General features: G+C 58.8%; 13 protein-coding genes. 8 read left to right on the top strand and 5 right to left on the bottom strand.

Going from position 1 to position 13,906, the window contains the following annotated elements; genetic code table 11:
* Positions 1 to 43 precede the first annotated feature (43 nt).
* A complete protein-coding gene (locus tag M017_RS27985; protein ID WP_051670516.1) occupies positions 44 to 2,503 on the bottom strand; it encodes a serine/threonine protein kinase in 2,460 nt (819 codons plus the stop codon).
* 18 nt (positions 2,504 to 2,521) lie between these two features.
* Between M017_RS27985 and M017_RS0119420 the strand changes: the two genes are divergently transcribed.
* Together M017_RS0119420 and M017_RS0119415 are read left to right on the top strand one after the other, a co-directional pair.
* Positions 2,522 to 3,106 carry an ECF-type sigma factor gene (locus tag M017_RS0119420; protein ID WP_035957886.1) on the top strand — a complete coding sequence of 195 codons (585 nt, stop codon included), beginning with the start codon at positions 2,522 to 2,524 and terminating at the stop codon, positions 3,104 to 3,106.
* On the top strand, positions 3,103 to 3,585 hold the full coding sequence (locus M017_RS0119415; protein ID WP_031499820.1) for a TlpA family protein disulfide reductase: 483 nt from the start codon (positions 3,103 to 3,105) through the stop codon (positions 3,583 to 3,585). Before M017_RS0119420 ends, M017_RS0119415 begins: the two co-directional genes overlap by 4 nt.
* Here the strand turns inward: M017_RS0119415 and M017_RS0119410 are convergent.
* Positions 3,582 to 3,881: a hypothetical protein gene (locus M017_RS0119410; RefSeq protein ID WP_031499819.1), complete on the bottom strand. Its 300-nt coding sequence runs from the start codon at positions 3,879 to 3,881 to the stop codon at positions 3,582 to 3,584. The two genes, M017_RS0119415 and M017_RS0119410, sit on opposite strands and share 4 nt — an antisense overlap.
* A 14-nt stretch (positions 3,882 to 3,895) precedes the next feature.
* Between M017_RS0119410 and lhgO the strand changes: the two genes are divergently transcribed.
* Positions 3,896 to 5,104, top strand: a complete 1,209-nt coding sequence (gene lhgO, locus M017_RS0119405; protein WP_031499818.1) for an L-2-hydroxyglutarate oxidase — start codon at positions 3,896 to 3,898, stop codon at positions 5,102 to 5,104.
* On the opposite strand, the gene M017_RS0119400 is transcribed toward lhgO, so the two are convergent.
* Positions 5,085 to 6,380, bottom strand: coding sequence for a hypothetical protein (locus M017_RS0119400; RefSeq protein WP_155121501.1), 1,296 nt, complete (start codon positions 6,378 to 6,380; stop codon positions 5,085 to 5,087). The two genes, lhgO and M017_RS0119400, sit on opposite strands and share 20 nt — an antisense overlap.
* Before the next feature lie 20 nt (positions 6,381 to 6,400).
* Between M017_RS0119400 and M017_RS0119395 the strand changes: the two genes are divergently transcribed.
* Positions 6,401 to 8,836: a TonB-dependent receptor gene (locus tag M017_RS0119395; protein WP_080507951.1), complete on the top strand. Its 2,436-nt coding sequence runs from the start codon at positions 6,401 to 6,403 to the stop codon at positions 8,834 to 8,836.
* On the opposite strand, the gene M017_RS0119390 is transcribed toward M017_RS0119395, so the two are convergent.
* Complete coding sequence (locus tag M017_RS0119390; protein WP_155121500.1) at positions 8,824 to 9,735, bottom strand: hypothetical protein; 912 nt, start codon at positions 9,733 to 9,735, stop codon at positions 8,824 to 8,826. The genes M017_RS0119395 and M017_RS0119390 overlap by 13 nt on opposite strands.
* Positions 9,736 to 9,768: 33 nt before the next feature.
* Here M017_RS0119390 and M017_RS0119385 point away from each other — a divergent pair, with 33 nt between their 5' ends.
* From M017_RS0119385 to M017_RS0119370, 4 genes are all read left to right on the top strand, one after another.
* On the top strand, positions 9,769 to 10,794 hold the full coding sequence (locus tag M017_RS0119385) for a peptidylprolyl isomerase (RefSeq protein ID WP_031499814.1): 1,026 nt from the start codon (positions 9,769 to 9,771) through the stop codon (positions 10,792 to 10,794).
* 105 nt (positions 10,795 to 10,899) lie between these two features.
* On the top strand, positions 10,900 to 11,088 hold the full coding sequence (locus M017_RS0119380; RefSeq protein ID WP_031499813.1) for a hypothetical protein: 189 nt from the start codon (positions 10,900 to 10,902) through the stop codon (positions 11,086 to 11,088).
* Positions 11,085 to 11,981, top strand: coding sequence for a hypothetical protein (locus tag M017_RS0119375; protein ID WP_031499812.1), 897 nt, complete (start codon positions 11,085 to 11,087; stop codon positions 11,979 to 11,981). Before M017_RS0119380 ends, M017_RS0119375 begins: the two co-directional genes overlap by 4 nt.
* Entirely contained in the window at positions 11,978 to 12,640 is a 663-nt protein-coding gene (locus M017_RS0119370) for a hypothetical protein (RefSeq protein WP_031499811.1), read from the top strand. Before M017_RS0119375 ends, M017_RS0119370 begins: the two co-directional genes overlap by 4 nt.
* 3 nt (positions 12,641 to 12,643) lie before the next feature.
* Here the strand turns inward: M017_RS0119370 and M017_RS0119365 are convergent, their stop codons facing one another.
* Positions 12,644 to 13,906, bottom strand: coding sequence for a hypothetical protein (locus M017_RS0119365; protein ID WP_031499810.1), 1,263 nt, complete (start codon positions 13,904 to 13,906; stop codon positions 12,644 to 12,646).

Raw genomic sequence — 13,906 nt, 5'->3', positions numbered from 1 at the left:
ACACCGCCGCTACTTAGATAACGGTCTGGTGTGGCTTTCGCTTTTATCGGGACGCTGACGCGAATGCGGCCTCGAAGCTCTTCAAATTGGCTTCGATTTCGCTTCGGAGGATGTTCGCGGGCGTAGAGGTGTTCGTAGCCAACCGGCTGAGCGCCTTTTTGGAGGACTCGATAGCTTGCCGCACCTGACCGTTTCGAAAATACACAACCGCCTGCGCATCTTCAGTCGCCGCTTCCCCATAGGCTACGACGTCCTTCATTGCGGGTTGTGGATGCCCAGTTACCTTCATCGCCTGCTCGAATCGCTCCAGCGCTAAATCCCGCTGGCCATTGCGCGAAGCAAACACGGCCTGCTTGCGCAGTGCCGCCCCCAGTAAGCTACCCTCTTGCTCTCCGAGTACCTCGACCAATTCATTCACAATCAAACCCGTCTGGGGATCCATCGGATCTGCATCACGCAACACATCCCGGTACTGCGCCAGAGCCGCAGCAGCCTGTCCCTCCCGCTTCAGGGCATTGCCCAAACGCAACTTCGTCAGCAACCGGAGACGCGGAACGTCCCGGGTGTTCTTCACATTCTCCAGAATCCGGACCGCTTCTTCGCAATCCGGAATCGCTGCCTGATGGTTTCCCGCCACGGTATTGGCCGTGCAAAGATTACTGCGCGCCAGCGCACCCAATCGAAGCGCGTCGTCTGTTTTTCCGAGCGACATCGCAGTCGCCAGGGACTGGCGGTAGCTCTGTGTCGCCGGCGTCACCTGCCCTGCGTTTAACTGCGCATTCCCAAGACGCCGTTGCACCTCCGACAAACGCAAGCTTTCGTCCGCACTCCGCCGCAACACCGTCTGGCGCAAACGAACCGCTTTCAAATAAGCCGGAATCGCCATCGATGCGCCGTCTTTCGAATCCGCAAAGAGGCTCTCCATGATGTCCCCCACCTGCTCATAGGCCCCAGCCAGATCGGCCGTCAGCGACGGATCGTCCTTCGATTTCTCTGACAGACTCTCCAGGTGCTTGAGCGCAGCGAGCACCGCCTGTTTGCGCGCCGGGCCCGCTCCGGGAACATCGCGCAGCGTTTCATTGACATCAAACAACACCGCCGTCGCCAGACTGCGGACATTCTGGTAGCGCGAGTCCGACTTCGCTCGTTCCCCAAGTGCTTCTGCCGTCCGGCGCTCGGCCAAACGCCGCTGTGCATCGGCCTGTTGCTGCGCCGCGATGGCAAGACGCCGTTGCGCCTCCGCCGTCTTCCGCTGTTCCTCGGCAACCTGACGCGCGGCAATCGCTTCGGCTCGCTGCTCCTGGGCAATCCGGCCCTGCCAGAGGGTGGTGAGCCCACCTGCCACCATCGTCAACGCAATCACAGCAGCGGCACTCACCGCCAGACGGTTGCGCCGGACAAACTTCATGGCGCGATAGGTCCAATCGTCGGCCTGGGCATGGATCGGCCGGCCGCTCAGATGCCGTTCGATGTCTTCGCGCAACTGATCGACACTGGCATAGCGCCGTGATGGCTCCTTCGCCATTGCTTTCAACGTGATCCGGTCTAGATCCCCACGCAGCTTCTTCGCCAGATGCGCCGGGGCAACCGAGCTTGGCTTTGGCGCCTCACTGTCGAGCACGGCCTGGAGAAGATCGGGCACCGCTTGTGAAGTTGCCCGGTAAGGCCGCGCTCCTCCCGTCAGCACATGGAATAGGAGAACACCGAGCGAATAGACATCCGACGCAGTCGAAATCGGCTCCCCGCGAATCTGCTCCGGACTGGCAAACTCAGGCGTCAGCCGCACGGCCACCGTCGCCGTTTCGTCGCGATTCGGTGATAGGACTTTTGCGATCCCGAAGTCGAGCAGCTTCACGTCGCCATCGGCCTTTACCATGATGTTCGACGGCTTCAAATCCCGGTGCACCACCAGATTCCGATGCGCAAACGCAACGGCGCGGCACACGGCAAGGAAAAGCTTCAAAATCTCTTCGACGCCCAGCTTCCGCTGCTCGACATAGGTATCGAGCGGCTGCCCGTCGACAAACTCCATGATCAGATACAGCAGCGAATCGTCGGTTGCGCCGCCATCGAGCAGACGCGCAATATGCGGATGTTCCAACTGGGCCAGAATCTGCCGTTCGCGCCGGAAGGAATCGAGCGCGCTCTCAGAAAGGATCGCGCCCCCGGAGATGATCTTGATCGCCACCGTCTTATGGAAAGCGTCATCCGCCCGGCTGGCTCGATACACAGCCCCCATCCCACCGCGCCCAATCTCTTCTTCGATCTTGTAAGCCCCAAAGCGCCGGCCGATCAACACGGTTGGCGTCAACTGCGCCCACATGCCTCCGTCCTGTTCAAAGAATGCGGAAGGCCCCTCATGGGCGATCAGCAAAGATCGCAGTTGCTGATAGACCAATGGCGATTTGAACTGCACCTCACGTAAGAATTGAGCACGCTCGATCGGAGGCAAGTCAATTGCCTGCTCAAAGAGGGCTCGCAAATCTACTTTCGGATTCACCATCTTCTATCCTATAGAGGGATGAGCACAGAAGACCGGCCCCACCCTGGGGAAGTGACACAACTCTTGAGCGACTGGCGCGGGGGACGCGAGGAAGCAGGCAGCGAAATCATCTCGCTGCTCTACCGCGAACTCGAGCGCATGGCAGGCTCCTACTTGCGCAACGAGCGCAGCGGTCACACTCTCGAACCTGCTGGCCTCGTCAGCGAGCTGTATCTGCGCATGATGAAGGGTTCCAGCGTTCCTTATCAGGATCGGGCACACTTCTTTGCCGTCGCTGCCCGCCAGCTGCGCCGCATTCTTGTCGACTACGCCCGCAAACGGAAAGGCCGTGGGGAAGAACGCTTCTTCGTCACGCTCAGCGGACTCGAAGGCTCTCCCGCCGGCATGCGCGCCGATGATCTCGAAGCGCTGGAAGAAGCAATGAACGAACTCGAAAAGCTCGACGAACGGGCGCACAAGGTTGTCGAACTTCGCTTCTTCGCCGGACTCAAAGAAGATGAGGTGGCCGAATTGCTTGGCCTCTCCCGCACCACGATGAAGCGCGACTGGGCCTTCGCCCGCGCCTTTCTAATTTCCAAGATGGGACCAGCCACCACCGCATGAAACGCTTTAGCATTCTCCTTTGCCTTGCTCTCACTCTTCTCTCGCAAGAACCCGCGCGGGAAAAGATGCCGCCCTACCGTGCGCGCGGAATCCAGGGGGAGGGCCTCAGCAACCAGGATCTGGCTGGCAAGCCCGCCCTGATCCAGCTCTGGGCCACTTGGTGCGGCTATTGCCGCCGCGATCAGCCAATTCTCGAAAAGCTCTCCGAGGAGTTCAAGGCAAAAGGGCTCGCGGTGGTCGCAATCAATGTCGGGGAGAGCCGCAAGAAGGTCGAGGACTATCTCAAGGAGAATCCGCGTCCCGGCGTCAAAATTGTCCTCAATGAAGACAGCAACCTCCCTGCCCTCATTGCCCCCCAAGGCTTCCCCTTCTATGTGCTTCTCGACAAAGAAGGCCGCGTGGCCGGAGTCCAGGCAGGCTCAGGCGGCGAAGAGAGTCTGCGCGCCCTCCTCGCCCGGGTAGAGCTCAAGAAGAACTAACGCCGCAACTGCGGTTCAAACCCCGGTGGCTTCTTCGAGAGCCACTCCACAAACTTAGAAATCGCCGGATGCTCCCGCAGTGCCCCAATACTGTGGTAGCTCTGTTCTAATTCCTTTTCGGTCAAAATCTGATGGACAAACCCATGGCAACCTTTGCAAAGCATCGCAATCTCAGTCATCCCCTCCTGCTTCGTGTGCAAACGCTGGAATCGCGGCTTCTTCTGCCGGGATCGAGGAAACAGATGATGACGAGTGAGGGCCAATTGCTTCCGGCCGCAGAGTTCACACAACAGCATTGGAAAATCTCAGAATGACACGGCCTCCGCAAAAGATTGTCATCGTCGGTGGCGGCATCATTGGTCTTGCGGCCGGTCTCCGCGCCACCGAGCGCTGGCCCGGTTCCTCGATCACGATTCTCGAGAAGGAAGTTGCGGTAGGCCAGCACCAAAGCGGCCACAATAGCGGCGTCCTCCACGCTGGCCTCTACTATCAACCCGGCTCCCTGAAGGCCCGGCTCGCGGTCCACGGCATCCGCCGCATGATCGCCTTCTGCCAGGAGCATGAGGTCAAGCACGAGATCTGCGGCAAGCTGGTGGTTGCAGTAACGGAGGACGAAGTTCCACGCCTCAAGGAGCTCTACGAACGAGGCACGGCCAATGGTTTGTCCGGCCTGCGCTGGTGCGGTCCGGAACAGATTCGCGAGCGGGAACCACACGTTCGCGGAGTCGCGGCTGTGGAGGTGCCCGAAGAGGGCATCGTCGATTACCCTGCCGTCTGCCGTGCAATGCAGGCCAAGATCAAAGCCAATGGCGGCGAGGTGAGAACGGCCAGCGGTCTCCAGGCACTCCGGCGGGACGGCGATCTCTGGCATTGCCAGACCGTCAAGGAAGATCTCGAAGCCGACTATCTCATCAACTGCGCCGGGCTCCAATGCGATCGCGTGATGGCGCTCACCGGCGAGACGCCCGCCACCCGCATCATCCCCTTCCGCGGCGAGTACTTCAAGCTCCGTCCAGAAGCGCAGAAGCTGGTGCGGCATCTGATCTATCCGGTCCCCGACCCGAAGTTTCCCTTCCTCGGCGTGCACTACACTCGCATGATCCACGGTGGCATCGAATGCGGGCCCAACGCCGTCCTGGCGCTTGAACGCGAAGGCTATTCCTGGAGCGATTTCTCCCTTCGCGACACCTTCGACTCCTTACGCTTCCCGGGCCTTTGGAAGTTTCTGGCCAAGTATCCCGGCATGAGTTGGTATGAGGTGAAACGTAGCCTCTCCCGAGCAGAATTCACCCGCAGCCTCCAGCGCCTGGTGCCCGAAGTCCAGGAGCAGGATCTGCTCCCTGGCGGCTCTGGCGTCCGCGCCCAGGCGATGGCCCCGGACGGCACGCTGCTCCAGGACTTCGCGATCGAACTCCGTCCCGGCGCGCTCCACTTACTCAACGCTCCGAGCCCGGGCGCCACAGCCAGTTTGGCGATTGCCGATCACTTACTCGACCAGATTAAAGCCGATGGAAGATGAACTTCTCCACTGCGATTCTTGGCGCAATAAAGGATCGTTGTGGGGCGCCGTGAAAGCGCAGAATCATCTCATCAAACCCGTCGATCATCGAGCGCATCGGCACCCGGTATTGCATCTCCTGGTCTACCAAGCTGACACGGCCTAAGCTGATCGGCTGCACCGGACTCCGGCTATCCACCAGCAGTAATTCCACCATCACAGTATTCGGAAATTGATCTTCATCCTTCATGCGGATGCCGATGCTGGTCAGCCGCGCCAGCGGCATCCGCTGTGGCATCCCTTGACGAGCCTCCAGCCGCAGCGTGGCTCGATCGTTCGAACGGAAATGGAAGTCGATGGGAGTTCCGTGCTCCACCGGCGAATTCTCCGGCGGGCGCGGCCAAGGCGGCTGAAACAGCCAATAGACACCGCTGAAATTCAGTTCCAGCGGCAACTCTGCTTGCGCGGTCAGGCCAGCGCGAAGGTAGGCAGAAGGTGGCGGAATCATCACGGCCTTCTGTTTCAGCTTCGGCCACAGAATGATCCCCTTATGCGCATCATCCGCATCGACATGGGCCGCATCTCCGCCCTCTTTCCCAATCTGGGATTGCCCCTTGGCCGCGGCCACTCCCTGCTCTCCATCTCCCACCGGCGGCACCTTCGGCAACAGCAACAATACCGTCACCAGGCAAGCGAGCAGACCAGAAACAACACCTCTCCACGGACGGCGGCCAGCGCTGGCGAATCCACGAGCCAACCGGACTAAGTAGATCAAACTGACGATGGCGCAACCCATCACGAGCACCGACGCCGTCGTCAACCGCGCAGTCCACAACACCACCACGGCCTGCAACGCAACCGCCACCAGCACAGACCGCCACAAGCGCAGATCCTCCAGTATCTCCACGCTCGAGAGCAGACCCGCTGCACTCACAAACAGAAAGAGCCCCGTCACCAGCGCCATCAACGAGTGCTCTCTGAGCAGCACCAGAGTCGGACCAATCCACAAGGCAGGCAAGATTACGCGCCGCGCGCTGATCCAGGCCGACTTCGGCGTCCCTTCTTCAGGAACCAACGCACCGATAAAAGCAGTGAGCACGGCAAGCAAAACCAGCCCACTGAGAAACACAAAGGAATTGAGAACACTCTGCAGATTGCCCGGCGAACTCCGTTGCAGCAGTCCGGCGCCAAGAAAAGCAACGACGAGCCCGACCCAAGCCGAAAGTGACCCGCCACCTTGCATGACGAAGTTGGACACTCCCAATGCTGAAAAGTTCCCGTTGTGATCGTTTTTCAATTGCGATATTATTATCGATAATGATTTCCCGATTGCTGTTGCTGCTTGCAACTTCTCTCGCCATCCTCCAGGCGCAATCCACCTCCAGCGGCACTGTACAGGGCACCGTCAAAGATCCTTCCGGAGCACCAGTCCCCGGGGCGTTGATCACGATAGTCAACCTGCTGACGAACTTCAAAGTAACTTCAAAAACAGGCGCCGCCGGAGAGTACAAACTCAACAACCTTCCTCCCAATACTTATCACCTCGAACTGACCCAGCAGGGTTTCGCGCCGCTCAGCCGCGACTTGATCGTCCGCAATCAGGTGCCGCAGACGATCGACTTCAAGCTCCAGTTAGCGGGCCAACAGACCGAAGTGGAAGTCCATGGCTTTGGCGACGACGTCCTGGAAAACGTACCCTATGCCCATACGGATGCCGATAGTGCGACACTCCGCCACTTACCGATTCACTCCCCCGGTTCCGGACTCAGCGATGCAATCACTTACTCGACGCCCGGCGTCGTAGCAGACTCCGACGGCTTCTTCCACCCGCTGGGAGATCATGCTCAGGTCGGTTTCAGCATCGATGGTCAGCCTGTTACCGATCAGCAGTCGAAGCGTTTCTCAACGCAATTGCCGGTTAACGCCATCCGTTCGATGGAGCTCATCACTGGCGCACCGAACGCGGAGTACGGAGACAAGTCCAGTCTGGTGGTCAATACGGTCACCAAGTCCGGTCTGGGAGTCGACCGGCCGACGGGGCAAATCTGGCTCGGCTACGGTAGTTTTGGCACGCCCAGTATCGAAAGCTCCGTCGCGATCGGCGGCAAGAAATGGGGCAACTTTCTGGTTGCGAATGCGGAACGCAGCGGCCGCTTCCTCGACACACCGGAATTCCGTCCCGCGCACGCCATCGGCAACACCCAGACCTTCTTTGATCGCTTCGATCTCCAGCCTCGGGAGTCGGACAGTCTGCACCTCAACCTGATGTACTCCCGCAACTGGTTCCAGATCCCCAACCCATTTGAGACTCCAAACGCGGATCAGCGCCAGCTCACCCGCACCTTTAATATCGCGCCCAGCTACCAACGCATCATCAGCCCGACGACTCTCTTGAGCGTCAATGCCTTCTTCCGCCGCGACGCCATCGACTACTTCCCATCCCGGAACGTCTTCGCCGATGACCCTGTTTCTGCCTCGCAATCCCGCACCCTCAGCAATAGCGGGTTCCGCACAGACCTCTCCCACGTCAAAGGCCGCTTTGATTTCAAAACCGGGATTCAATATACCCACACCGCGCTCAGAGAAGATTTCTCGTTCGGCATCACGAATCCCGACAGTTTCGAGGGCGGCGTCCCGGATTCGCTCTTACCTTATGTGCTCGGCACGCCTGGAGGAACCCCCTTCCGCTTCCATGCCCAGTCTGGAATCAATCAGTTCGCGTGGTATGCGCAAAACTCGCTCACCCTCGGCAATTTGATTGTCAACACGAGCTTGCGCATCGACTATTACGCAGGTCTCGTCACCAAGACCGGTGTCCAGCCGCGAGCCGGCTTCTCCTACAAGATCAAGCGGACTGCCACCGTCATTCGCGGTTCTTACTCGCGCACGATGGAGACGCCTTATAACGAGAATCTCCTGCTCTCGAGTTCCACCGGCAGCGGCGGATTGGCGGCAAATGTGTTCTTCGGCTTTGGCTCGAAACCACTCAACCCGGGAGGCCGCAACCAGTACAATGCCGGCATCCAACAGGCTCTCGGCAAGTACTTCATCCTCGATGCCGATTACTTTTGGAAGTACACCCGCAACGCCTTCGACTTCGGCGTCCTCTACAACACGCCCATCACCTTCCCGATCAGTTGGCGCAAGAGCAACATTGTTGGCATCAGCGGGCGCGTCTCCAGCCGCGAATGGCACGGACTGCAGGGTTCCACCACAGTAGGCTCCACGCGCGCCCGCTTCTTCCCACCTTCTGCTGGAGGACTCCTCTTCCAGAACCCCATTGAGGACGACGGTGTCTTCCGCATCGATCACGACCAGAAGTTCCAACAGACGACGAATCTGCGCTACCAGCACAAGTCCGGCCCCTGGCTGGCCTTCACCTGGCGTTTCGATTCTGGGCTGGTCAATGGCATTAGCAGTTGTGAGGACGCTGAAGCCCTCAGCGATCACACGAAGAAGACCATCGGCTTTTACGGGAACGACAACGGCTGTGGCGCCGCGCTCATCACCATCCCTGCCCCTGGCACCGAAAACGCCGACCACAACCCTGGCCGGATGAAGAGCCGCAATCTCTACAACATCGGCATCGGCCATGACAACCTTCTGCATGCAGACCGGCACAAGATCGGAATTCGCTTCAACGTGATCAATCTAACCAATAAAGTGGCTCTGTATAACTTCCAGTCCACCTTTGGCGGCACTCACTACGTCACGCCGCGCGCCTTCAGCGCATCGCTCGGCTATTCGTTCTGAGGTTCATCCGGAATCAATCGAGGCGTTCTAGGCTCCAACCCGAGCTGCCGGAGCGCCTCCTCCCCTCCTGGCAGATTCATTTCCCAATACTTCACCCTCTCACTCGCGTATAACTCTCCCACTTCTCCCGCGGTGGTCTGCCAGCGCACCATCCGGTATGGCGCATCCTTCTCGATCATGAAACGGAATCCCTTCCCGCTCGGCAAATCAGCGCTATAGAGTTCGACAACAAACTCCCCCGCAGACGTCTCCACCTTCTCCGCCTCCGCACCGCGCGTCAATTGGACTCGGGACCAGGCCATCGGCTGTCTCGCATCCTTGGCACTGCGCAATCCGGTCAAAAACGGGAGTGTGACGGTCTCACCCGGCTTCAGAAATGGCCCAGCCATGCCCCGCGCCCAGAAGATCAGCCCATCCTCACTCATCCAATTTTCCTGGTTCTCGAGAGTCTGCAGGGCTGCATCCCCATCCATCACCCTGATGCCGGAAGGATCAAAAACCGCCTGGGCAAAGAGATGGCCATCCCAATTTTGCCGGGAGAAACTCGTTTTCGCCATCCTACCGTTCACCAGGCTCAGGAAGCTGGTGTTCATCTCGCTGAAATCGGAGATGCCGGTCTGAAAGTTGCGCAGCCAATTCAACTTGATCACCGGAATCTTGCCTAACTTCTCACTGGAAAAAATTAAAATCGATTCGCCATCCCGGAGTTCGCCATCCCGGGGAGTCTCAAAGCCATAGACGGAAACTTCAGCAAACCCATCGCCCCAGGTATCCCAAAATACGCTGTCATAACGCCGATCGACCGCCGTCTTTTCCGCTTCCCGCCGCACCGCCATGCCCCCGCCGCACGAACTGAAACTTGCCGCGGCAAACAACAGACCCACAATGATTCGCATCAATACCCCATCTATTGACTACAATAAGGGTTTCCGATGAAAAACGCACTGCTCTGCGCCTCGATTGGGGTGCTTTTGCTTGGGTCAAGTTGCAACCGCAAACCCTCGCCCGACGTGGCCGCAACCGTGAACGACAAGCCGATCACCTACGCAGATCTGGACAAGCAGTTTGCTTTTCAGTTCGGAGGCGCAACGGACCGTACTAGCGACGACCAACTCACCATCCAGAAACTCGAATTTCTCCGGGTATTGATCGACAACGAAATCATGCTCCAGAAGGCAGAGAAACTCGGTCTTCTGGCCACCGATTCCGATGTCGACGCCAAACTTAATGAGATGAAGGCTCCTTACACCCAAGAGGAGTTCCAGAAGCATCTGACCGCACGTAAGATGTCGGTCGACGATCTCAAGGGCCAGATCCGGCGCGAACTTTCGATTGAAAAACTCTTCAACAAAGAGATTCGCAGCCTGATCAATATCACCGACCAGGACATCAAAGACTACTACAACGCCAACAAGGCAAACTTCAATCTGCCAGAGCCGCAGGTGCACCTCGCCCAGATCCTCGTCACGCCGATCGACGATCCTACGGTCCGCAACCTGAAAAATGACAAGGCCAAGACCGAAGCGCAAGCGCAGGCCAAGATCATCATGATCGAGCAACGCCTGAAAGGTGGGGAGGACTTTGGCACTCTGGCGACAAACTTCTCGGAAGATCCGCAAACTGCCGCCAATGGTGGGGATCTCGGCTTCATGGGCGAAAGCACCCTGGACAAGGCCAATCCGGAACTCCGCAAGCTGATCATGAGCCTGCAGGCCGGCGCCGTCTCCTCGATCATCAAGACCCAGGAAGGTTTCCGCATCCTGAAGGTGATCGCCAAGGAGCCTGCCGGACAGCGCGACCTGAATGATCCTCGCGTGCAACAAGGCATTCGTGAAGGCCTGGTGACCCGCAAGGACCAACTCGCCAAAGCAGCCTTCTACGAGACCGCCCGGAACGATGCGAAGGTCGGAAATTACTTCTCGCAGAAGATCATGGCGAACCTGGCTGCAAAGAAATAAGCTCGAAACGGTGGCGGGCATGAGTTCCTCTCGTCCCGCCACAAAAAACTCTCCCTCCTGCTGATCGCTTCTCTCCTCTTTCTGCGCATTGCTCCATAGAAGACAATGCAATCCCTCCTTCAGACTGCCGCGATCGCCATCTCCCTTTGCACCAGTGCAAACGCCACTGCGAATTCCCTCAGCAATCTCGCGCTCGAGAGCGTGGCAAGTGCGAAAACAGACCTGGTCCTGGGCGTTGGCGTTCTGCTGCTCGTCACGGCCACCCGCCAGCGGAACAGAAGAAGTGGATCATGAACCACCTGGCTCAAGATCTCGCCGCGCTGCCCCCGCCTCTCCGCAAACTGCTCGACGCCGAACTCGCCGCCGGAAACGAAATTCTCGAAGTGGGCCACAGCTTCCCGGCCGCCCCATGCGGCGCCTACGTTCTGCTCCGGGATCCAGTCCAAACGGAGCACGGGGATCTGCGCTACCGGGTCAGAAACAGTCCACTCTACTCAGGCGAATTCACCGACGAGCAAGGCTACTTCTTCCTCCTGGAGGCACCGAGACCAGAACTGCCCCCGCAGCCCGCAGTGAGTGCGCCCCCGACTCTTCTCGACAAGTTCCAGGCCAGCATGGTCCTCAACTATGACAAGTGGCACGACGGGGAAAGCTATGACCTGGCGCTGCTCCCGCAAATGAACAGCACCGAGCGGGCCGCAGCCGAAAAGATACTGCTGTCCAAGCTGAGCGCCAATCCGGACTGGCGCGACGTCGAAGCGCTCCACGCCATCGATAGCCCGGCGGCACGAGTCGCCGTCCAGGCCGCCCGCCAGAATCGGAATGCAGACGTTCGGAATTTCACGTTGCAACTCACCCAGCAACAGCAACCGCTCTCGGAGACCGAGGTCATTCAAGCGATCCAAAGCGCTGCCGCGCTGGACGGTCTTGCCGGAGTGATCGATCTGGCGTCGCAATACAACACCCCGGCGGTCCGCAGCGCAGCTCTTGAGAGAGCCCGGAGTGGCGATGCACCCACTCGCGTTCACATGGCTGCCTTGCTCTACTATTTCTGCGGACTGAGCGCCGAAACATTCGATTGGAAGCAGCGCCCTATCTTTTTGCAGTTCGCGGAACCGGATTCCCAGGCCGCCTGGAATCAACTCAGCAGCAAACTAAAAGACTTTGAGGAGATATCGAAACCATGATCTATCTAGCTGCCATTGTCGTTGGATTGATTGTCGGGGCGGCACTCGGCTTCGGCGTTGGACTGGGTGCGGCGACCGTCTACACCGAGATGTATGGCGCCAACAGCGGCGGGAGTGCCATGGGTGGCTTTTTCTACATTGGACCCTTTGGCCTGCTGGCCGGCTTTCTCCTCGGAGCCGCAGTATTTCTCCGCTATTCCGATGCGTCTCGCGGCCTAACCACTGGCCTGTTCTGGGCCGGTGGGATCGTATTCGCGATTGGCTTGATTGCCTTTGCTATCCCTGTCGTCAACACACTCCAGGAACGCGCCTCACGAGCGCCTTTCGACCTGGAGCTTGAGTTTGAAGTTCCAGCCAGCCAGATCCAGGATTACAAAGATCAAGAAAAATTCCATTGGGGCTACTCTGGCGAGTCTCCCGAGGAGAAAGCGGATTCGCCCTTCTTCAACGAACAATGTGCCAACGGGGTTTGCATCCTCACAGGGGCCATCCAGATGACAGACTTCCCCTCCCGGCGCCTCGCCATCTTCGAGTATGAAGGCAAGCGCCAAAGCTTCCCCATCGCGCAAGCCGGACGAGTGACCCAAGCCACCGATTGGTCCGAATGGCAACAGGGCGATCAGGTCCGCTTCCGCTGGATGATGAGGAAAGCAAAGTAACGGCTATTCCCAGATCAGCTCCACCACATTCATTTCATGCTCCGCTTCCGCCGCCCGGGCATGGACAACTTCGCCGCGTAGTTCCACCCGGACGCCCGCCTTCTTCGCTTCCGGCACCGCCACGGCGACAGAATCCCGCGTCGGCACTCCCGGTAGCAGCGCTTCCACCGCGGCGCCATCCATGGTCAGAGCATCCCGGCCCTTCGAGAGATATCCCTGGGGCCGATGCACCAACAGTCGCGGCCCACGCAATCCCTCCATCGCCGCAGCCGGCAAGAAGCGAAAGTTCAGCAAGGGTGTGGAGCGCAAGAGTCCGGCCATGAAGTAACGCACCACTCTTCCATCCTTCTCCAGGACAAACTCATACTCACGCTCGGGTTGGACCGCCAACGGCCCCCAAGCACCTGTTTCGGGAGTCGTCAGATCCAGAACAGCCTCGCCGTCACGCTCCGCAGTCCCTGCCTGTAAAGCAAACACGCGAAAGCGAAGTCCAGCTACCGGCCGGTTTGTGGCCGCCATTCCTGCAAAGCCCGTCACTACACCGCTCAAGGTAGGCTTGGTCTCTGCCATCACCTTTGCGACGCTTGGCGCCGCACCTGTCAGAAAACGGTAGGTCTGAGCAAAAGCCAGCGGGTGGAAGGCCACCTCCCGATGATCAAGCCCAGGGAGTACCACATTCTCTGCCCCCTTCAACTCCGGACCGTCATATCCCACATTCGGTTGCGCGAACTTATCCATCTTGTCGCTTCGCAAGGTAAGGAACTTTACGCCCTCCACCACCTCTGAGCCTTCATTCAATTGCCGCAGGAAATGTCCCTTCCCATTGAACTCTCCTTCCAGCCCTGTATCCATTTGCATCACGCCGTGATTCGGCGTCCCGCAAAGCACGGCATGCGATACGACGGCTGCGCCACCTGCATTCTTCAGATAGTTCCGGATCGTCATTCCGCCACGGCTGCTGCCCACCAGCGCGACTTTCTTCTCGCCTGTCTCGAGCAATACGCGTGTCACCAGCGCGCTCAATTCGCTCGCCTGATCGGTAGTGGAGGAACGGAAAGGTTCCGCTCGATGGTTCTCACGGCGAGCCACCGGGTCTGTGAAGCGGATCGCAAACAAACGATCCGCCCGGTACCCATTCGATTCAAACATCCAGATCACCGGCAACCACTTGGTCGCATCATCTCCGTTCCCATGAACGAAGATGATCGGCGTCTGCGCCGCAGCAAGCAGACTCAAAGCCAAGAGAGAGAAGAGAAGCTTCTGCAT

It is taken from the genome of Bryobacter aggregatus MPL3 (genome assembly GCF_000702445.1).
GTDB lineage: Bacteria > Acidobacteriota > Terriglobia > Bryobacterales > Bryobacteraceae > Bryobacter > Bryobacter aggregatus.
Note: the sequence above shows the minus strand (reverse complement) of the source record. Positions and strands in the feature narration are given on the sequence as shown.